Origin of the sequence: Pseudomonas sp. Fl5BN2 (assembly GCF_009908205.1) — a bacterium.
GTDB lineage: Bacteria > Pseudomonadota > Gammaproteobacteria > Pseudomonadales > Pseudomonadaceae > Aquipseudomonas.
Window position 1 is genome coordinate 19,268 of record NZ_JAAARL010000009.1, and the last position, 18,063, is coordinate 37,330.

The 18,063-nt window shown below is 61.7% G+C and carries 20 protein-coding genes and 1 riboswitch; of the genes, 14 read left to right on the forward strand and 6 right to left on the reverse strand.

The window, feature by feature from the left end:
* Positions 1-107: 107 nt before the first annotated feature.
* Together GV819_RS14085 and GV819_RS14090 are read left to right on the forward strand one after the other, a co-directional pair.
* Positions 108-896, forward strand: coding sequence for an MlaA family lipoprotein (locus tag GV819_RS14085; protein ID WP_161756661.1), 789 nt, complete (start codon positions 108-110; stop codon positions 894-896).
* Complete coding sequence (locus tag GV819_RS14090) at positions 883-1,161, forward strand: hypothetical protein (protein WP_161756662.1); 279 nt, start codon at positions 883-885, stop codon at positions 1,159-1,161. Before GV819_RS14085 ends, GV819_RS14090 begins: the two co-directional genes overlap by 14 nt.
* 162 nt (positions 1,162-1,323) lie before the next feature.
* On the opposite strand, the gene GV819_RS14095 is transcribed toward GV819_RS14090, so the two are convergent.
* The gene (locus GV819_RS14095) at positions 1,324-2,019 is read right to left on the reverse strand and encodes a MarC family NAAT transporter (protein WP_161756663.1); all 696 of its coding nucleotides are present in this window, start codon (positions 2,017-2,019) and stop codon (positions 1,324-1,326) included.
* 391 nt (positions 2,020-2,410) lie between these two features.
* Here GV819_RS14095 and GV819_RS14100 point away from each other — a divergent pair, with 391 nt between their 5' ends.
* From GV819_RS14100 to GV819_RS14125, 6 genes are all read left to right on the forward strand, one after another.
* Complete coding sequence (locus tag GV819_RS14100; RefSeq protein WP_161756664.1) at positions 2,411-2,896, forward strand: acyl-CoA thioesterase; 486 nt, start codon at positions 2,411-2,413, stop codon at positions 2,894-2,896.
* Between the two features lie 70 nt (positions 2,897-2,966).
* A complete protein-coding gene (locus GV819_RS14105; RefSeq protein ID WP_161756665.1) occupies positions 2,967-4,628 on the forward strand; it encodes an FMN-binding glutamate synthase family protein in 1,662 nt (553 codons plus the stop codon).
* Positions 4,629-4,802: 174 nt separating this feature from the next.
* Positions 4,803-5,099, forward strand: a complete 297-nt coding sequence (locus GV819_RS14110; RefSeq protein ID WP_161756666.1) for a hypothetical protein — start codon at positions 4,803-4,805, stop codon at positions 5,097-5,099.
* Positions 5,100-5,343: 244 nt separating this feature from the next.
* A complete protein-coding gene (locus GV819_RS14115) occupies positions 5,344-7,263 on the forward strand; it encodes an alkaline phosphatase D family protein (protein WP_161756667.1) in 1,920 nt (639 codons plus the stop codon).
* A 215-nt stretch (positions 7,264-7,478) separates the two neighbouring features.
* A riboswitch (yybP-ykoY riboswitch) is annotated at positions 7,479-7,671 on the forward strand.
* Positions 7,657-8,661 carry a sodium:calcium antiporter gene (locus GV819_RS14120; protein WP_178125017.1) on the forward strand — a complete coding sequence of 335 codons (1,005 nt, stop codon included), beginning with the start codon at positions 7,657-7,659 and terminating at the stop codon, positions 8,659-8,661. It overlaps the preceding riboswitch by 15 nt.
* 91 nt (positions 8,662-8,752) lie before the next feature.
* Positions 8,753-9,115: a DUF7079 family protein gene (locus GV819_RS14125; protein ID WP_178125999.1), complete on the forward strand. Its 363-nt coding sequence runs from the start codon at positions 8,753-8,755 to the stop codon at positions 9,113-9,115.
* 5 nt (positions 9,116-9,120) lie between these two features.
* Here GV819_RS14125 and GV819_RS14130 read toward each other — a convergent pair whose 3' ends face one another.
* Entirely contained in the window at positions 9,121-9,705 is a 585-nt protein-coding gene (locus GV819_RS14130) for a hypothetical protein (protein WP_161756669.1), read from the reverse strand.
* Positions 9,706-9,831: 126 nt separating this feature from the next.
* Here GV819_RS14130 and GV819_RS33195 point away from each other — a divergent pair, with 126 nt between their 5' ends.
* The gene (locus GV819_RS33195) at positions 9,832-9,954 is read left to right on the forward strand and encodes a hypothetical protein (RefSeq protein ID WP_256667497.1); all 123 of its coding nucleotides are present in this window, start codon (positions 9,832-9,834) and stop codon (positions 9,952-9,954) included.
* Here the strand turns inward: GV819_RS33195 and GV819_RS14135 are convergent.
* Positions 9,942-10,490 carry a hypothetical protein gene (locus GV819_RS14135; RefSeq protein WP_161756670.1) on the reverse strand — a complete coding sequence of 183 codons (549 nt, stop codon included), beginning with the start codon at positions 10,488-10,490 and terminating at the stop codon, positions 9,942-9,944. The two genes, GV819_RS33195 and GV819_RS14135, sit on opposite strands and share 13 nt — an antisense overlap.
* A 122-nt stretch (positions 10,491-10,612) precedes the next feature.
* On the opposite strand from GV819_RS14135, the gene GV819_RS14140 reads away from it, so the two are divergent.
* The gene (locus GV819_RS14140) at positions 10,613-11,017 is read left to right on the forward strand and encodes a hypothetical protein (protein WP_161756671.1); all 405 of its coding nucleotides are present in this window, start codon (positions 10,613-10,615) and stop codon (positions 11,015-11,017) included.
* A 44-nt stretch (positions 11,018-11,061) separates the two neighbouring features.
* On the opposite strand, the gene GV819_RS14145 is transcribed toward GV819_RS14140, so the two are convergent.
* Complete coding sequence (locus GV819_RS14145) at positions 11,062-13,110, reverse strand: c-type cytochrome (protein WP_161756672.1); 2,049 nt, start codon at positions 13,108-13,110, stop codon at positions 11,062-11,064.
* 215 nt (positions 13,111-13,325) lie between these two features.
* Complete coding sequence (locus tag GV819_RS14150; RefSeq protein ID WP_161756673.1) at positions 13,326-13,991, reverse strand: ArsR/SmtB family transcription factor; 666 nt, start codon at positions 13,989-13,991, stop codon at positions 13,326-13,328.
* A gap of 108 nt (positions 13,992-14,099) precedes the next feature.
* Here GV819_RS14150 and GV819_RS14155 point away from each other — a divergent pair, with 108 nt between their 5' ends.
* The 4 genes from GV819_RS14155 to GV819_RS14170 all read left to right on the forward strand — a co-directional run bounded on the left by GV819_RS14155 (position 14,100) and on the right by GV819_RS14170 (position 17,448).
* Positions 14,100-14,609, forward strand: coding sequence for a DUF2938 domain-containing protein (locus GV819_RS14155; protein WP_161756674.1), 510 nt, complete (start codon positions 14,100-14,102; stop codon positions 14,607-14,609).
* A 50-nt stretch (positions 14,610-14,659) separates the two neighbouring features.
* Positions 14,660-15,178, forward strand: coding sequence for a hypothetical protein (locus tag GV819_RS14160; protein ID WP_161756675.1), 519 nt, complete (start codon positions 14,660-14,662; stop codon positions 15,176-15,178).
* 312 nt (positions 15,179-15,490) lie between these two features.
* On the forward strand, positions 15,491-16,081 hold the full coding sequence (locus tag GV819_RS14165; protein WP_161756676.1) for a DedA family protein: 591 nt from the start codon (positions 15,491-15,493) through the stop codon (positions 16,079-16,081).
* Positions 16,082-16,200: 119 nt separating this feature from the next.
* Positions 16,201-17,448, forward strand: a complete 1,248-nt coding sequence (locus GV819_RS14170; RefSeq protein ID WP_161756677.1) for a 2-aminoadipate transaminase — start codon at positions 16,201-16,203, stop codon at positions 17,446-17,448.
* 24 nt (positions 17,449-17,472) lie between these two features.
* Here GV819_RS14170 and GV819_RS14175 read toward each other — a convergent pair whose 3' ends face one another.
* On the reverse strand, positions 17,473-18,060 hold the full coding sequence (locus tag GV819_RS14175; RefSeq protein WP_161756678.1) for a hypothetical protein: 588 nt from the start codon (positions 18,058-18,060) through the stop codon (positions 17,473-17,475).
* Positions 18,061-18,063: the final 3 nt, after the last annotated feature.

The window sequence follows — 18,063 nt, forward strand, 5'->3', positions numbered from 1 at the left end:
CATATATTTCAACACCGCAACAAACCTTCAGCCGCGCAATAAAGAGGAAATTTTTGCGCAAGGTTCGCATGCCAGCATCGGTTCTCCCCCTTGGAGCTCCGCCATTCATGCCCACCCTTAACCGTCGCGCCGCCCTTGTCCGCCACACTGCCCTACTGCTAAGCGCTGCCTACCTGGCCGGCTGCAGCAGCCCTGCACCCAGCGGAGCCAGCCTCTGCACTCCGGTCAGCGAGACGGTGTACGACCCGGCGCAATCCTTCAACCGCAGCATATTCGCCTTCAACCGCGCCGTGGACGACTACGCCCTGGCGCCGGTGGCTCGCGGCTATCGCCACCTGCCAGACTTGATGCAGCACGGCGTGCACAACTTTGCGAGCAACTTCGGCGAGCCCAAGGTCTTCATCAACGATCTGCTGCAAGGCAACCCGCAGCGCTCGGTCAACACCCTCGGACGCTTCGCCCTCAACACCACGGTCGGTGTGCTGGGGCTGATCAACGTTTCCGACCCGGTCGGCATCCCGCGCCACAGCGCCGACTTCGGCCAGACCTTTGGTGTCTGGGGCATCGGCGCCGGCCCCATTGTCGAACTGCCACTGCTGGGCAACGGCAACAGCCGCGACTCGGTGGGCAAGGTCCTGAATCTGGTCGTCGACCCGTTCGGCAGCAACAGCGACACCGTGCGCACCTTGAGCACCGTGGCCCTGGTCGGCGGCACCATCGACGGCCGCGCGGCCCTGCTGCCACTCACCGATAGCTTGCAACAACTGCCCGACTACTACGGCGCGATGCGCAGCGTCATTGCTGAACACCGCGCCGCCTTCGTCCGTGAAGGCCGGCTGGGCGCCACCGAACCTGTCAAAGACCACTGCGAGGGCTCCACCCGTGATGACTTCTGAACATCCTGCGCTGATCCTGCTGCAACGCGTCGCCAAGCACGGCGATAACGCACTGCACTGCCGCGAAGTCAGCCTGCAATTGTCCATTGATCAACAACACCTGATCCTCAGCCGCTACACCGAACGCTACAGCCCCGAAGGCCGGCACTGGGTAGAGCGCAAGCATCGAGTGAGCGTGACGGACCTGATGCGCTGGGTGATCGAGCAGGGAGAGCCACAGGCGCTGGTGCAGAGCCACGAAGAACCATTGCCAAAAGCCAGCTGACAGGCGTTCGTCAAAGGTGCAGTCCAGGTCATGCCTGGCTCCTCGCTGCACCTTGCTCGCCGAACACACCTCACTTCGGTCGTGTGGCTGCTCCCACTTCAGCGATTAGCCCCCTGATTCAGAAAATGATCAGGGCGGGCACTCGGTTGTCTGCCCGGTCGTTCAGCCGGCCCCCAGTGCCTGCACAGCCACGTGCCCGGTCACCAGTTCCATGCCGCCATTGATGACGAACTGCACGCCCATCCCCACCAGCAGAAAGCCCACGACCCGGGAGATCGCGTCGATACCCGACTCACCGAGCACCTTCATGATCTGCCCCGAGCAGCGCAGGGCCACCCAGAAGATCAACGCCGTCAGTAGAGTAACCGTGACCACCGCGCCATGGATCACCCAGGGAATTTCGCCATAGGTCGATTGCAGGGTCGAGGCCGAGCTGACAATCAGCGCGATGGTGCCCGGCCCTGCGGTCCCCGGCAGGGCCAAGGGCACGAAGGACAGGTCGCGGTAGTTCGGCAGGACCTTGTCCTGATCCGACAGCAAATCATGCTGCAAGGCGGTTTCATCGACGTTGTTTTTCGGGAACAACATGGTGAAACCCAGATAGGTGACGATCAGCCCGCCGGCGATACGCAACCCGGGAATGGAGATGCCGAACACCTTCATCACCAGGCTGCCGCCGTAGAAGCTCACCAGCATGATCAGCGCGACATACACACTGGCCTTGAAAATCTGTCGGTTGCGCTCGGCGACCGAAAGGCTGGAACCCAGCCCCAGCAACAACGAAATACTGGTCAGCGGATTGGCCACTGGCAGGACTGCCACCAGGCCGATTGCCACGTTATGCAGGTACTCATTCATCAACCACACCCCAAGACTCATGACGACTCGGCAACTACCGTAGCCGGTACTCGAGCATTTATACGCACCGGTCAAAACCTGACCCGGCGGGAAATCTCATAGGCGCTGCTCGCCAGTCGCGGCGTTGCAGCATTGCCGAATCCTAGCTGAGACATTCTGTCGCATTGTTACCAAAGCGGAGAAACACTCTCACAAATCGTTAGCTAGCTAACGAAAAAGCCGATTGTTAGACTCACCGCCACGGTCCTGGACACTGACGCAAAGTCTCAGGCTAGAGCCTTTCCTGCGGCATCGTGAGGGATCGCTAGAAGCATCGCAACCTCTCCCATCCTGCTCGCCCAAGAGGCCGACAGGCCGTCAACAACGCTCGACTGATAGCACGAGGAACACCATGGAACCAGGCAGCTATCAATTGACCATGAGCGTGCTCATGACCCCGGACAAGGCCAACTTCTCCGGCAACGTACATGGCGGAGCCCTGCTGAAGATGCTCGACGAGGTGGCCTTTGCTTGCGCCAAACGCTATGCCGGGCGCTACGTGGTGACCCTCTCGGTGGACCAGGTGATGTTTCGCGAGCCGATCCGCATCGGCGAGCTGGTGACCTTCCTCGCCTCGGTCAACTACACCGGGCGCAGCTCCATGGAAGTCGGGCTCAAAGTGATGACCGAGAACATCCACGAACGCAGCGTGCGCCACACCAACAGCTGCTACTTCACCATGGTCGCGGTAGATGAAGACGGCCTGCCGGTGCCTGTGCGCCCGTTGACTCCGGAAACCCCGCTGGAAAAGCGCCGGCATGCCAAGGCCCAGCAACGACGCCTGCAGCGTCAGGAGCTGCAAGCCCGCTACGACGCCCTGAAAGCACTTCCGGCCTGACGCCTACGTGCGCGCGGCAACAGCCCTGCGCCGCCCCCGCGAAGGCCACCCCGCGATAAGGAAACCCTGCATGAAACTGTCGTTATTGAGCCGATACTCGTGCTTCACGCTGTGCATTGTCTTGACCCTCGGCGGCCTGCTGCTCGCCTCGAGTTTTCCCGGCTGGTGGCCAGTGACCCTGGTGGCCGCCGCGCTAAGCCTGCTGGGCCTGTATGACCTGCGCCAGACCCGACATTCAGTACGGCGCAACTATCCGGTGATCGGCAATATCCGCTACCTGGTGGAACGGGTGCGCCCGGAGCTGCGCCAATACCTGCTGGAAGCCGATGATGACCAACTGCCCTTCTCCCGTAACCAGCGTTCCCTGGTATACGCCCGCGCCAAGAACCAAAGCGCGGAGCAAGCCTTTGGTACCCTACGTGACGTGTATCAGGTCGGTTCCGAATTTATCGGCCACTCGATGACCCCCGCCGAACCGCGCGACCCGGTCGAATTCCGCATCACCGTCGGCGGCCCGCAGTGCACCCAACCCTACAGCGCCTCGATCTTCAACATCTCGGCGATGAGCTTCGGCGCCCTCAGCGCCAATGCCATCCGCGCCCTGAACAAAGGCGCCAAGCTCGGCGGTTTCGCCCACGACACTGGCGAAGGCAGCATCAGCCCCTACCACCGCGAGCACGCCGGCGACCTGATCTGGGAACTGGGCAGCGGCTACTTCGGCTGCCGTGACCAACTGGGACGTTTTGATCCCCAGCGTTTCGCTACCCAGGCCAAGAGCCCGCAGGTGCGAATGATCGAAATCAAGCTCAGCCAGGGTGCCAAGCCCGGCCATGGCGGGATTCTGCCCAAGCATAAAGTCACCGCTGAAATCGCCAGCACCCGTGGCGTATCCATGGACCAGGATTGCGTGTCCCCTGCCCGCCACAGCGAGTTCTCCACACCCTTGGAGCTGCTGCGCTTTATCGCCCGGTTGCGGGAGTTGTCCGACGGCAAGCCCGTAGGGTTCAAACTGTGCCTGGGCCAGCCCTGGGAATTCATGGCCATCGCCAAGGCCATGCTGAAAACCGGGATTCTCCCCGACTTCATCGTGATCGACGGCAGCGAAGGCGGCACCGGCGCCGCGCCCCGCGAGTTCAGCGACAACATCGGCATGCCGCTGCGCGAAGGCTTGCTGTTTATCCACAACACCCTGGTGGGCCTGAACCTGCGGGACAAGATTCGCCTCGGGGCCAGCGGCAAGATCATCAGCGCCTTCGACATTGCCGCCGTATTGGCGCTGGGCGCCGACTGGGCCAACTCGGCGCGGGGCTTCATGTTCGCCGTCGGCTGTATCCAGTCACAGTCCTGCCATACCAACAAATGCCCCACCGGCGTCGCCACCCAGGACCCGCTGCGCCAACAGGCGCTGGTGGTGCCGGACAAGGCCGCACGGGTCTACAGCTTCCACCGCAACACCCTGATCGCCCTCTCCGAAATGATCGCCGCCGCCGGCCTGCAACACCCTTGGCAACTGAATGCCGAACACCTGGTACGCCGCGTGAGCGACACCGAAGTACGCTTGTATTCACAAACCCACGTTTTCCTCAAATCCGGTGAACTGCTCAACGGCCGCTGCACCAGCGAGTTCTACCAACGCATGTGGACCAGCGCCCAGGCCGAGACGTTTGAAGCTGCGCGGCCGGAGCAACAACGACAGTTGCTCAGTGAGCCAGCAAAGACTGAAGTGGCATGAGTTGATGCTGTAGCAGCTTCAAGCAGCATTGCGTTTTAGAAACAGGAGCCTCGATCCAATTGGATCGGGGCTTTTTATTCATGCAGGGCTCTTTGCACTCCCCATAACCTTGGGAGTACCTACCGATTTTGCTAAGGTGCCAAGCCCCAATGTCCTTCGGAAAAGACACCCTCCATGCTCGCCCTTTTTTTCTTCATCTTCAGCTTCTCTATCTGGGCCGCCATCTGGATGATCGTGGTCAAAAAACGCGGCGCCCTGAACCTGGTCGTCGCTAACTTGCTGGGGGCCATCGCAGGGTTCGTCGCATTTTTCTTCACCGTTTTGCTTCTGCCTACGCTTCCTGTTTCCAGCTCCCACGACACCTCAACCGATAGCGCAGCGACCATGACGGCCCCTGAACCTGCACTGCCAAAAATACCGCATCCAGACAGGCACCCTTCCGAGCCGATCAGGTCTTCAGAAAGCCTGTAACCCTCAAGCTTCTATCAGTCGCCAGCAATTGTGCGAGCAAAACCCAGGTGTCTATCGAGCGGAGGTTCGTGCAGCTCCCGCAGGACGCGGTGGATAACCAGGGCTCGGTATCTCGCGGATAGCGCAGGTTTCCAGTAAACAATCCGATACAAAAGCGCTGGATCAACGCTCGTGGTCGACGTTTCTTCAACATCGGTTGCGCTACTATTCCGCCCCCTGTAGACCCAGAGAGACACCGCTGCACATGCCCCTGACCACGCCCAATCTGCCCTCTGTTCTCGCCGGCCCGTTGCTACGGCGCCTGGAGCCGACGCGGCTGGTGCTGTGGCTGGTGGGTTCGCGGCCGTTGTCGCTGACCTTGCTCCTGCAAGCCAGCGGCAGCCCGACACAGGACATCGCACTCGACAGCCGGCAATGCCAGGTCATCCCGGTGGGGCGCCAGGCGTTTATCCACTTGATCGATGTGCCCCTGGACGCCCCCTTGCCCCAGGACGTGGCGATTGCCTATGACCTGCTGATCAGTGAGGCCGAGGACGGTGCTTGCGCCATCGCCGACTGGGCGCCACATCTGCTCTACAGCGGCAAGCAACGCCCGGAGTTCGTGCTCCACAGCCGCATCGACAACCTGCTCCACGGCTCCTGCCGCAAGCCCCATCACCCCTCCAGCGACGGCTTGCTCTGTGTCGACCGCCTGCTGGCGCAAACGCCAGAGCCCCAGCAGCGGCCGGCATTACTGATGATGAGCGGCGACCAGGTGTATGCCGACGATGTGGCCGGCCCCATGCTGCGGGCGATTCATGCCTTGATCGAGCGTCTGGGTCTGTTCGACGAGCATCTGGAAGGCGCGGTGGTGGGCGACAGCGCCGCGCTCTATCGCCATCGTGCCAGCTACTACCAGCGCGCCGAATTGCTCCCGGCATTGAAGAGCAACGAAACCCTGCGCGAGCGATTTTTCGGCGGAGTGAAAAAGCCGATCTTCACCAGCAGCAACGCCGACAACCACTTGGTGACCTTCGCCGAAGTGCTGGCCATGTACCTGCTGGTCTGGTCGCCCGTGCCATGGACCTTGATCGCACCGCAGCCACCACAACTGACGCCGGAGCAGCAGGCGCGCTACGCCAAGGAACAACAGCCCATCGACGCTTTCGTCAGCGACCTGGACGGCGTGGCGCGAGTCTTCGCCCATCTCTCGACGCTGATGATCTTCGACGACCACGACATCACCGATGACTGGAACCTCAGCGCCCAGTGGGAAGAAACCGCCTACGGCCATTCCTTCTCCAAGCGCATCATCGGCAACGCCTTGCTGGCCTACCTGCTGTGCCAGGGCTGGGGCAACAACCCGGATGCCTTCGGCCCGCTACTGGAGCAAACCCGCGCCTTGAGCGCCACGGCACACAACGGGCAAGAGCTGAACTGCGCCGACCAGGATGAATTGATCGACCAGTTGCTGCGCTTCCAGCACTGGCAGTACGTGCTGCCCAGCAGCCCCGCACTGGTCGTACTGGACACCCGCACCCGACGCTGGCGCAGTGAGTTCAACCTGGCCCAACCCTCGGGCCTGCTGGACTGGGAAGCCCTGAGCGAATTGCAACATGAACTGCTGGACCACCCCTCGGCAATCATCGTGTCCCCGGCGCCGATCTTCGGCGTCAAGCTGATCGAGACGGTGCAGAAAGTCTTCAGTTGGTGCGGCTACCCGCTGCTGGTGGACGCGGAAAACTGGATGGCCCACCGTGGCTCGGCCCAGGTGATCCTGAATATTTTCCGCCACTCGCGGACCCCGGGCAGCTACGTGATTCTCTCCGGCGATGTGCACTACTCCTTCGTCTACGAAGTCCTGATCCGTCATCGCAAAGGCGGCCCGCGGATCTGGCAGATCACCAGCAGCGGCATCAAGAACCAATTCCCCGCCGCCCTGCTGGAGTGGTTCGACCGCCTCAATCGCTGGCTCTATTCACCGCGTTCGCCCTTGAACTGGTTCACCAAGCGCCGGCTGATGAAGGTGATTCCCCATGTACCCGAACATGCAGAGGCCGGGGAGCGGCTGTGGAACTCATCGGGGATTGGCCAAGTGTTTTTCAATGAGCAGGGGCAGCCCACAGCGATCTATCAGCACAATGCCGATGGCACCGCGCCGACGCGGATGATTGCGCCAGATTAATCCTCTACTACTCCAGAAACGCTCCCCTGAAGGACCGGAAAAAAGCGAAAAAACCTCCATTTTTCAGCTTTTTTCGCCCACACGGCACCGTTTCAAAGCGGCATGGCCGCGCAATAAACAGCAGGGCAGTACGAATGAAAATCCTTCACCTGGGCATCTCATCAGTTGCACAACCATAGCGGTTGACGCACCGGTTCTGCGCCACTAGGATCGCGCCTCCCTTGGGGAGTAGCCGCCTTCGTTTGCTGAAGGGGGTCACGTCAACATACTTGGCTGGCAAGCCATGGCGTGACCGGTCGTGCGACTTGGCAAGACCATTGGTGAAGACACCTGTCCTGGGTCGGACACGGGTGTCCGAACCATTGGCTCTTGTGTCCGTCCCCAGGTTTCCTCATGCATTCAATGCCCATCACCCTTGCGTTGCTTCTGGGCTCCGCCGTCGTTATCTATCTGGCCTGCGAATACTTCGTCAACGGTGTGGAATGGGTCGGGCGCAAGCTTGCCGTTGGCCAGCAGGCCACGGGTTCCATCCTCGCGGCCTTCGGAACTGCCCTGCCTGAAAGCGTCATCACCTTTATTGCCGTGGTGTTCGGTGGCACCGAGGCTCAGAAGTCGCTAGGTATCGGTGCGGCGCTGGGGGGCCCGCTGGTCCTGGTGACCATCGCCTATGCGGTAGTGGGCGTGACGCTGCTGCTGTCGCGCAAGCGCTTGGCGGATACCGACGCCATCCGCCAGGACTTCAAGCGACTCAGCCGCGACCAAGGCTGGTTCATTACCATTTTCGTGGTGAAGATTGCCCTGGGCCTGGTGGTGTTTGCCTACAAGCCCTGGCTGGGGATCGTCTTTCTGGCAGCCTATGTGGCGTATTTCTGCAAGGAAATGCGTGCCGAGCACGACGACGAAGAGCAGGACATCGAACCCCTGAAGCTATCGCCTCGCCAAGCGACACCGTCGACCTCAGCGGCGGTGTTGCAAACACTGACCGCCTTGCTGGTCATCTTTGCCGCCTCGCACGTCTTCGTCGGGCAACTCGATGCCCTGGGCCCGATGCTGGGTATCCATCCGCAATTGCTGGCGCTGCTGCTCAGCCCGATTGCCACCGAACTGCCTGAGACTCTGAATGCCATTATCTGGGTGCGCCAGGGCAAATATCGCCTGGCACTGGCCAACATCAGCGGCGCCATGATGATCCAGGCCACTGTGCCCACCGCGTTTTGCCTGTTCTTCACCCCGTGGTTGCTGGATAAATCCCTGGTGTTGGCGGCAGTCATTACCTTGCTGGGTGTGAGCACCCTGTTCTTCGCTTTCCGCAAAGGCATAATCTCGCGCACGCTGCTGGCTTCGATGGCCCTGCTGTATGTGCTGTTTGCGGTTCTGCTGGTTGCGCTTGATCTATAGGCAGCCGCGAAACTCACCGGCCCGGCGAGCACGAAACCAGGACAGGGAGCCATCTATTTCAATGGACATTGAGAGCAGGAAGGAAAGTGTCATGTCAGCTCAAATCACCCCGGAACAACGGGCCGACATTCGCTACGTGCTGTCAGACGCTTTTATAGATAACGAGGTGGATTACCCCTACATCGCCCGGGAAACCGAGGCTTACGATCGCGCCGAGGTGGAACGCATCCTGTACTACGAGGTAGCGCCGGTATGCTACGTCAACCTGATGTCGGTGATCCCGGAGATCTGGCAGGGCTTTCAGCGCGAGTGGTTGCTGGAGGCCATCGAAAACAGCCTGGAGCGGCGCCGCAACAGCCGCGTACAGGCATTTCGCGACGACCTGTTTATCCGCTGGATCCGCTTTCGTGGCGCCTATATCTGGAAAGAGATCTGCCAGCACTACCGCCACTGAGCGCCTTACCTGGAGTCGTTCAATCGGGCATCGGCAGAACAGTAGTCGCTGGGTTTGAGGCCCACCGGCTCCGGCAGCATCCGGCCCTGGGCATCGATCTTGCGCAACATCGCGGTGCACATGCCGTCCTGGAGAAAGACCATCTGATAGGTTGCGCCGGCCTCGGGGACGAAGGTCACGCTTTGCTCACACACGGCGCGGAAGTCCCGGCTCATACCCGGCTCGGTATTGTAGAACTGGAAAGCGAACGGGCGATTGGCCGGAAGCCTCAGTTCGTTGGCGCCAAAACCCTCCTGGCGACGCATGCGATCGGTCTCGGCCGTCATCGGAATGCCCAGGTTGCGAAAGTTCGGGTTGGGGCGGCCACGATGGGGCTTGACCATCAGGCCCGAGCCCGGTTTGCGCCAGTCGACGCAATCGCTATCGGGCACACCACGCACCAACCCCTGTGCAACGATACGAATAAGCGCGGTATCTGCGGCCGCGGCCGGCCCGCGGTAGCTCACGGCAGTGGCCTTGAGTGTCGAGACATAGGTACAGCCACCAAGCCCCAGGGACAGGCCTAGCAACAAAAGCGAGTGAAACCTCATGATTCATCCTTGATGGATCGACTGCAAAGGGGGGGGACGGGGCAAAGGATGGCAATCTTACAGCAGGCAAACTGGACGTCCGGAGATTTTTCTCCAGCCCTTTTAGCCCGCGCGCAAGGAGCAATGATGCCTATCGGGTGGCAACAGATCCGCAACATGATGAACACGCTGATCGAAGCCGCCGGCTACTGGATTCGCTTTCGCGGCGCTTATCTCTGGGAGCAAACCTGCCAGCACTACTGCCCGTAATGTCGCGCATTGGCGTTGCAGAAATCGGTAGAGTGCAGCGCTACCGGCTCCGGCAGCTTTGCTCCATGTTCATCGATCTTGCGCAGCAATGCGGTGCACATCTGATCCTGGAAAAACTCCATCTGATAGGTCGCACCGGCCTCGGGGACGAAGGTCACTTTCTGCTTGCACACGGCGAGGTAGTCCCGACTCATTCCCTCTTCCCTGTTGGAGTACAAGAAGGCGAACGGGCGGTTGGCCGGGATCTTCAGTTCGTTGGCGCCAAAGCCTTCCTGGCGGCGCACGCGGTCGGTCTCGGCCGTCATCGGAATGCCCAGGTTGCGGAAGTTGGGGTGGGCAATGCCGCGATGGGGCCGGACCATCAGCCCCGAGCCCGGCTTGCTCGAGTCGACGCAGTCACTGTAGGGCACGCCATGCACCGAGCCTTTGGCGACGATGCGGATCAGCGCGGTTTCGCCAGCATCGTCCGGCACCCGGTAACTGCAACCACTGAGGCCCAGGGACAGGCTCAGCAAAAGAATCGAAGGAAGCCTCATGATTCATCCTTGATGGACTGACAGCGAATGCCCGGCGGGAAATGATGGCAATCTTACATCGGTGCAACAGAACGCCTGCAGGTTTTTTATCCGTGTTATCACCCAGCCCACAAGGAAGAATGATGAGCACTGACTGGCAGCAAATCCGCGACATGATGAACACGGTAATCGACAGCTGCGAACAGATCGAAGCCGCCGGCTACTGCGAGGAATATCGTTCGGCCAAAGTGCCGATCGACGGGCGGGACTATTCGGTGCATGAGTTTCTGATCAGTGCCTGGACCCTGCCGGAAAACCTGCGCTACCGGATCATCCAGGAGCGTCACGACCAGGGTACGTCCCTGCCTTATGTACCCGAATCCGCGCGGGCGCTGGTGGCCATGGCCCAGGCCTGCGCCGAGCTGATCGGCGCCAGGGAAACAGCGCCTGCCAAGCAGGCCATCAGCGGCATGCGGCACTGGTATTCCCAGTACGCCGTACCGCATCTCAAGACAGCACTAGAGCAGGCGAAGAAAGCCGAGGCTTGAGCGACCTTGCAACAGCGACTACTGGGTAGCCGCTGTTGCAGTGATCAGTAGCGTGCGTCCGCCGGGCGGCCGCCGTTAGGCCAGTCCTTGATCTTGTCCGGGAAGTCCGGGCGCGGCTGATGAGAGAAGTACTCAGCCACGTCCAATGCTTCCTGGTCCGAAAGACCGCCCTGGCCCAGGGGGAATTTCTCGTGGAAACCAATCGGCATGTTGCGTTTGACGAAGGCCGCAGCGGTGTTGGTGCGGGCCATGCCGGCGCCGATGTTGAACGATTGATCGCCCCACAGTGGCGGGAAGATCAGGCTACCGTCGGCACGTTTCAGGCCCTCGCCGTCAGCCCCGTGGCACACCGCGCATTGCTTGGCGTACACCTGTTTACCGTTCTCGGCATCGGGCTTGAGCGACGGGTCGATCTTGCCCACGCCGCGGCCGGCCACCTTGTCTTCGGGGCGGGTGTTCATTTTCATCCACTCGAAGTAGGCGACCATCGCTTGCATGTCGGCACCGTTCACCGGCAGCGGCTTGCCGTGCATGGAGCGACGGAAGCAGCCGTTGATGCGCTCCTCCAGGGTGATGGTCTTGCCCGCCCGCGGCGCGTAGCCGGGGAAGAATGCCGAGACGCCGACAAAGGGTGAACCGTCGGCCACGGTGCCGGCGTTGAGGTGGCAACTGGTGCAGTTCAGCGAGTTGCCAACGTTGTCCGGCAGCAGGGCCTTGGTTTCCAGGTGCAAGCGCATGCCGCGCACCACTTGCTCGGCGTTCGGCGCCGCCAGCAGGTTGGCCAGGCGCGGAGTTTCGAACAGGGTGTTTTCCACTTGCGGGCTCAGCTGTGCGCGCATCTTTTTCACCTGGTCAGCGCTGATGGCCGAGCCGTTGTTGCCCCAGCTGCTGCGCACGAAACTGAGGATCTCGGCGATCTCGCTATCCGCCAGTTGGGCGAACCCGGGCATGGTGTAAACCCGTGGGTGAGCAGCGGTCTGGGCGGTCTGCCAACCAGTCAGGGTGATGTGCAGCAAGGACGTCGGATTGGCCGAGGCGATGCTGGGGTTACCCGCCAGGGATGGGAACATCTGCGGTACGCCGGCGCCGTCCTGGCGATGGCAGTCGGAGCAGAACTGCGCGTAGCCCAGGCCGCCGCGGGAAGTGAACAGGTTGCTTGGCGCAGCCGCCGGGGTCAGTACCACCGCAGGCATTGGCAGGTCGTCCTTGCCCGCCGGCAGCGACTTCAAGTAAGCGGCAATGGCCGTCAGGTCTGCATCGGTGAAATGCTGGGTACTGTGATGGATCACATCAGCCATGTTGCCGGACACCGTGGCAAAGCGGTTCTGCCCGGTCTTGAGCAACTGCACCGTGTCTTCCACGGTCCACAGGTTGCGCAGGCTCAGGGCCCGCCACTCTTCCACCGTCTCGCCGGCCAGGTAGTGCTGGCCGCCGGACCCGGTGTCGCTCATGGCCTTCTCCTGGAAGGCAATGCCCCGCGGGGTATGGCAGGAACCACAGTGGCCCAGGCCCTGGACCAGATAGGCGCCGCGGTTGAGCTGCTCGTCCTTGCCTGGATCGGCCTTGAACGGCTGGTTATCGACGAATACCAGGTTCCAGAACCACAGGCCCCAGCGCTGGTTGAAAGGGAAGCCCATGTCGGCCTCCAGGTTGCCCTGGGCCACCGCTTCCACGCCGTGCAACAGGTAGGCATAGAGCGCCCGCATGTCCTCTTCGCTCATCTTGGCGTAGGACGGATACGGCATAGCCGGATACAGATGGCTGCCATCCGGGGTCACGCCTTCGCGCATGGCGCGGTCGAATTGTTCGAAGCTGTAGCTGCCAATACCGGTGTCACGGTCCGGGGTAATGTTGCTGGAATAGATAGTGCCCATGGGCGTCTTCAACTCCAGGCCGCCGGCCATGGTCGCCCCGCCCTTGGCGGTGTGGCAGGCGATGCAGTCGCCGAGTTGGGCCACGTACTGGCCACGCTGGATCAGGTCGGAATCAGGGGTGGAAACAGCGGCTGCCGGGGTCGGCTCGCTGCCTTGGGCAGGGTATACGCAGAGCAGCGCGGCGCCCAGCAGGCACAGGCGTGACAGAGATAAAGCCATCAGGTTATTCCTTTAAAATCCGCCTGGGGTGGTCCCCTCGGCCGATATCCACAAAGGTTTTTATTGGTTGTCTCAGGCCGTCACGGTGCCGGCCCGGGGCTCGATACCTTGTGAGTTCGAGCCTGTTTCCCTTGTAGCGGATTTTTCTGAAAAGCCCGTTGATATGGATCATGGCCCTGTAGGCAATGTCCTGTATGGCCTGCTCTGCGACGCTTTTACTCGGTGCTTTCCACGCCCAGCCCCGCAGCCTGCCAGTCGATAAAACCATCGTCCAGGCGGCGCACCTTGAAGCCCTTGGCACGCAGCAACGCCGCGGCATTCTGTGACAACACGCAATACGGGCCACGGCAGTAGGCTACCAACTCCTGGTCCACCGGCAGTTCGGCAAGACGCTGTTCCAGCTCTTCCAGCGGGATGTTGATCGCCCCCGGCAAATGCCCTTGAGCGAACTCTTCCGGTGGGCGCACGTCCAGCAGGGTCATGCCGCCTTCCTGCAGGCGTTGGCGCAGCTCTTGCCGGGAAATGCCTTCCAACCGCGCCGGCTGCTGAACGCTGTCGGCCAGCAGTTCACGGATCTGCCCGTGGTTGTAGTCGACGTATTGGCGCAGGGCGCCAAGCAACGCGGTAACCGGCCCCTGACTCAGGCTGTAGAGCACGCGCTTGCCATCACGCCGGGTCTGCACCAAACCACCCCGACGCAGCTGTTGCAGGTGCTGGGAAGTGTTGGCCACCGAAAGGCCCGAGGCTTCCACCAGGCGTTCCACCGGCTGCTCGCCGCCAGCGATGTGCTGCAGCAGGATCAAGCGGTGGTGGTGCCCGAGAATCCGCGCCAACTCGGCCATATCGGCCAGGGGCTGTTGAAGAAAATTCGAATCGCTCATTGACAGCTCCTGCTGCTTTACTGATCATTCAATCATTAAATTGAATGAAATCTTAACACACGAGAGCCCTGGGCTGAACCACTGTGCATCGTGCTTCAAGGAGTCTTTATGCATGAACTCATGGCGTTGATTTTACAGGCGCTGCCGATCGGTGTCGGCGCGACAGTCATCCTCGATCTCTGGGCCGTGTTTCAACAGCGAGTACTGAAAATTCCCGCAGCCAACTGGGCCATGGTCGGACGCTGGATCGGCCACTTTCCTCGAGGGCAGTTCGTGCATCAGAACATCGCCCTGGCCGCTGCGGTACCGGGTGAACGCGCCCTGGGCTGGCTGGCTCATTACCTGATCGGCATTGCCTTCGCCGCCGCGCTGCTACGGGTCTACGGCCTGGAGTGGGCGTCGCAGCCAACGCTGGCACCGGCGCTGGTGGTCGGAGTACTCACGGTGTGCGCACCGTTTCTCATCATGCAACCCTGCATGGGCGCTGGGGTCGCGGCAAGCAAGATGCCCAAGCCGAACCTGGCCCGGCTGCGCAGCCTGATCGCACATTCGGTGTTCGGGCTGGGGTTGTATGGCGCGGGGATGTTCTGGGCGTGGGTGCTGGGGCAGACTGTGTGACTTCGGCGCAATGAGACCAAGCGTTCAAATACGCAGGAAGTGATCAACCGATGAAGCCACCGATTTGCGACCTCTGCCACAACGATTTTTGCTCCGAGCACTTCCATACCGGAGGTGGTGGAGACCTGGTGCAATTCGCTGACTATCGCCCCCTGGCTCAAGGCAGCGCAGGGCATCCTCATGGTTATCCATGGTTCTGCAATGAACACTTGGCCAGCGCCCAAGCGCTGGCCGCACTGAGCTACGCCGACGCCATGACGTTGCTGACCAGGCAATATGGCCGCTTCGCGGGTTACGAGCCCCTCGCCAACAGTGATCCGGCACTTTGGATCACCGAGGTCGGCCCTGCCCCTGCCAAGGTTTTTGCCTTGATCCGCCAAGCCATGGCCATCAGCCCGTCAGTCGCCAAGGAATTAGTGACCGGCGGCCCATTCAAAGTGATCGAAGCCTGGCCGCAACAGTTCAAGGTCTGGCAAGACGCACTGATGCATATCGGTGCCAAGGTCGAGATACGTTATCCCTCGTCGAAGTCTGCCAATCGCGTAAAGGCCGATGCCGTCGAAAGCTGATCCCGCTCACCGATGAACTCCTCGCTTGCGGGCTCCTCATCAAACCAACTGTCCCAGCGCTCCCCTGCCGCGACCATGACCCGGGGCCGACCGATAACGAGCACCTCGACTTCCGTCACCCCCTCCTGCAATGCTGCCGAAGCGGGCAAACTGACCCATTGTCTACGCTGGGTCCTGATGACATGACCTCGCTCCATGGTTCTAGCCCCCGACGAATATCCTGGGCACTTGTGCCTGCGGATGGAATCAGAGTTCTTTGTCGCATCATTGTCGCGCTGCTTGCTTTCGCGCCCAGTCCAGAAGGCCCTGCCCATGCTTGAACACCTCGACCTCAACGCCCTGATCGCCGCCTACGGCTATTGGGTGATCTTCATCGGTTGCCTGCTGGAGGGCGAAACGGTGTTGATCCTCGGCGGCATGGCCGCGCACCAGGGCACCCTGCAATGGCTGCAGGTGGTGGGCTGGGCCACCCTCGGCGGGATCCTCGGCGATCAACTGCTGTTCTGGACCGGACGCTACTCCGGTGCCCGCCTGCTGCCCAAACTCAAGCGACACCAGGCGGCCATCGACCGGGTCAAGGGGCTGATCGAACGCTATCCCTCGACCTCGGTGTTCGCCGTACGCTTTCTCTACGGCATGCGCCTGGTCGGCCCGATGGTGATCGGCGCCAGTGGCCTGGCACCGTGGCGCTTCGCCTTGCTCAACGTGCTGGGCGCGGCGGTCTGGGCCACCCTGTTCGTCAGCGCCGGCTACTGGGCCGGTGAAGCGCTGCAGCACTTCCTGGGCGACCTGAAACCCTATCGCCTGCCGATCTTCCTGGCGGTGGTGACCCTGGTAGCCATCGCGGCCCTGGTCCGTCATTGGCGCAACCGACGCAAAGCGCAACAGGTGCAAGACCACTAAGTCGGCGCTGATGGCACATCGGGAATTTTCATACTGACCCGGCGACTTTATTTCGTTTGTCCCGGGCGCCCGAGGCTGGCTTAGATAGGGCTCGTTTCCGGCAGACAGAGCCCGCCCCCATGAGCCACGACAGCATTAGCCGTTCGATTTCCACCGTCCACCCGATCTGCCTCAGCCACGGCCGCAACGCCGAGGTCTGGGACAGCGAGGGCAAGCGCTACATCGACTTTGTCGGCGGCATCGGCGTGCTCAACCTCGGACACTGCCATCCACGCATTGTCGCGGCCATCCAGCAGCAGGCCACCCAACTCACCCACTACGCCTTCAACGCTGCACCCCACGGCCCCTACATCGAGTTCATGCAGCGCCTGGCGGACTTTATCCCGGTGACTTATCCGGTCAGCGGCATGCTCACCAACAGCGGCGCCGAAGCGGCCGAGAACGCGCTGAAAATCGTCCGCGGGGCCACCGGGCGCACGGCAGTCATCGCCTTCGACGGCGGCTTTCACGGCCGCACCCTGGCCACCCTCAACCTCAACGGCAAGGTCGCCCCCTACAAGCAGAAGGTGGGTGTGCTGCCGGGTCCGGTGTACCACCTGCCCTACCCCAGTGCGGACAATGGGGTCAGCGCTGAGGAAGCGCTGAAGGCCATGCAACGCTTGTTCAGCGTGGAGATCGATGTCGAGGAAGTGGCCTGTTTCATCCTCGAACCGGTGCAGGGCGAAGGCGGTTTCCTGGCCCTGGATGCCCAGTTCGCCAGAGCCTTGCGGTCGTTCTGCGACAGCCATGGGATCTTGCTGATCGCCGACGAGATCCAGTCCGGCTTTGGCCGCACCGGGCAACGTTTTGCCTTCTCCCGGCTGGGCATCGAGCCGGACCTGATTCTGCTGGGCAAGAGCATTGGCGGCGGGCTGCCGCTAGGCGCGGTGGTGGGGCGCAAGGCACTCCTCGACGTGCTGCCCAAGGGAGGCTTGGGCGGCACCTATTCAGGCAACCCGATCGCCTGCTCTGCAGCCCTCGCCACCCTGGAGGAAATGACCGACGAACACCTGCAACTCTGGGGCGAGCGTCAGGAACAGGCGATTGTCGGGCGCTATGAGCACTGGAAAGCCAGTGGGCTCAGCCCGTACCTGGGACGTTTAACCGGAGTCGGCGCCATGCGCGGCATCGAGTTGGTGAATGACCGGGGCGAACCGGCACCGGAGCATTTGAGCACACTGCTGAGCAGTGCACGGGAGGCCGGGTTGCTGCTGATGCCCAGCGGCAAGTCACGGCACATCATCCGCCTGCTGGCACCCTTGACCACGGAACCTGCAGTATTCGAGGAGGGATTGGATCTGCTTCAAGAGTGCCTGGCGGGCCTGTGAGTGCAGGCCCACCAGCGGGCGTCACTAGAACAGATAGCCCATGTAGATCCCCGCGCCACCACCGGCCTGTACACCGGCATTCATGCCGGCCATGACCACCGCGCCCTTGGCTGAGCGCAGCAACTTCTGGTTGACCGTGGACGCGGCAATGAGCGAGGTCGCCGGATTGGAGTTCATGGCCATCGACAACGCCAGCAACTTGGGATCGAGGCCGAACAGCAACGCCGTGGCCGAGCCGCCGACCACCAGTCCGGCACCGACCTCGGTGTACATGCACGGCCCGGTGATATCGTCATCGGTCAGGTCACCGCTGGCCAGGGCGTCGCTGACAAACACTTTGCCGGTGCTCGGGAAGGCTTCCGCAGCACCGGTGCCGGCCACACCCTTGCCCTTGACCTGGATATTGACCTTGCCAAAACGCGGCAGGCGGGCACCAAACCCCACGGCCAGGCCGAGACCGCCATAGCGATAGCTGACGTCCTTGCCCTGGGGCGAGCGCAGGATGATCGAACCACCGCTGCCGGCCACCAGGGCCACGGTCAGGCCGCCGCCGCTGGCGGTCTGGTACAGCCATTTACTTTCATTGACCGGAATCGGGATGCTCAGGCTCATGGG

Bases quoted from the DNA above. Each gene is read 5' to 3' on its own strand.
- GV819_RS14085 (WP_161756661.1), top strand. From the start codon at position 108: ATGCCCACCCTTAACCGTCGCGCCGCCCTTGTCCGCCACACTGCCCTA.
- GV819_RS14095 (WP_161756663.1), bottom strand. From the start codon at position 2,019: ATGAATGAGTACCTGCATAACGTGGCAATCGGCCTGGTGGCAGTCCTG.
- GV819_RS14100 (WP_161756664.1), top strand. From the start codon at position 2,411: ATGGAACCAGGCAGCTATCAATTGACCATGAGCGTGCTCATGACCCCG.
- GV819_RS14105 (WP_161756665.1), top strand. From the start codon at position 2,967: ATGAAACTGTCGTTATTGAGCCGATACTCGTGCTTCACGCTGTGCATT.
- GV819_RS14110 (WP_161756666.1), top strand. From the start codon at position 4,803: ATGCTCGCCCTTTTTTTCTTCATCTTCAGCTTCTCTATCTGGGCCGCC.
- GV819_RS14115 (WP_161756667.1), top strand. From the start codon at position 5,344: ATGCCCCTGACCACGCCCAATCTGCCCTCTGTTCTCGCCGGCCCGTTG.
- GV819_RS14120 (WP_178125017.1), top strand. From the start codon at position 7,657: ATGCATTCAATGCCCATCACCCTTGCGTTGCTTCTGGGCTCCGCCGTC.
- GV819_RS14125 (WP_178125999.1), top strand. From the start codon at position 8,753: ATGTCAGCTCAAATCACCCCGGAACAACGGGCCGACATTCGCTACGTG.
- GV819_RS14130 (WP_161756669.1), bottom strand. From the start codon at position 9,705: ATGAGGTTTCACTCGCTTTTGTTGCTAGGCCTGTCCCTGGGGCTTGGT.
- GV819_RS33195 (WP_256667497.1), top strand. From the start codon at position 9,832: ATGCCTATCGGGTGGCAACAGATCCGCAACATGATGAACACGCTGATC.
- GV819_RS14135 (WP_161756670.1), bottom strand. From the start codon at position 10,490: ATGAGGCTTCCTTCGATTCTTTTGCTGAGCCTGTCCCTGGGCCTCAGT.
- GV819_RS14140 (WP_161756671.1), top strand. From the start codon at position 10,613: ATGAGCACTGACTGGCAGCAAATCCGCGACATGATGAACACGGTAATC.
- GV819_RS14145 (WP_161756672.1), bottom strand. From the start codon at position 13,110: ATGGCTTTATCTCTGTCACGCCTGTGCCTGCTGGGCGCCGCGCTGCTC.
- GV819_RS14150 (WP_161756673.1), bottom strand. From the start codon at position 13,991: ATGAGCGATTCGAATTTTCTTCAACAGCCCCTGGCCGATATGGCCGAG.
- GV819_RS14155 (WP_161756674.1), top strand. From the start codon at position 14,100: ATGCATGAACTCATGGCGTTGATTTTACAGGCGCTGCCGATCGGTGTC.
- GV819_RS14160 (WP_161756675.1), top strand. From the start codon at position 14,660: ATGAAGCCACCGATTTGCGACCTCTGCCACAACGATTTTTGCTCCGAG.
- GV819_RS14165 (WP_161756676.1), top strand. From the start codon at position 15,491: ATGCTTGAACACCTCGACCTCAACGCCCTGATCGCCGCCTACGGCTAT.
- GV819_RS14170 (WP_161756677.1), top strand. From the start codon at position 16,201: ATGAGCCACGACAGCATTAGCCGTTCGATTTCCACCGTCCACCCGATC.
- GV819_RS14175 (WP_161756678.1), bottom strand. From the start codon at position 18,060: ATGAGCCTGAGCATCCCGATTCCGGTCAATGAAAGTAAATGGCTGTAC.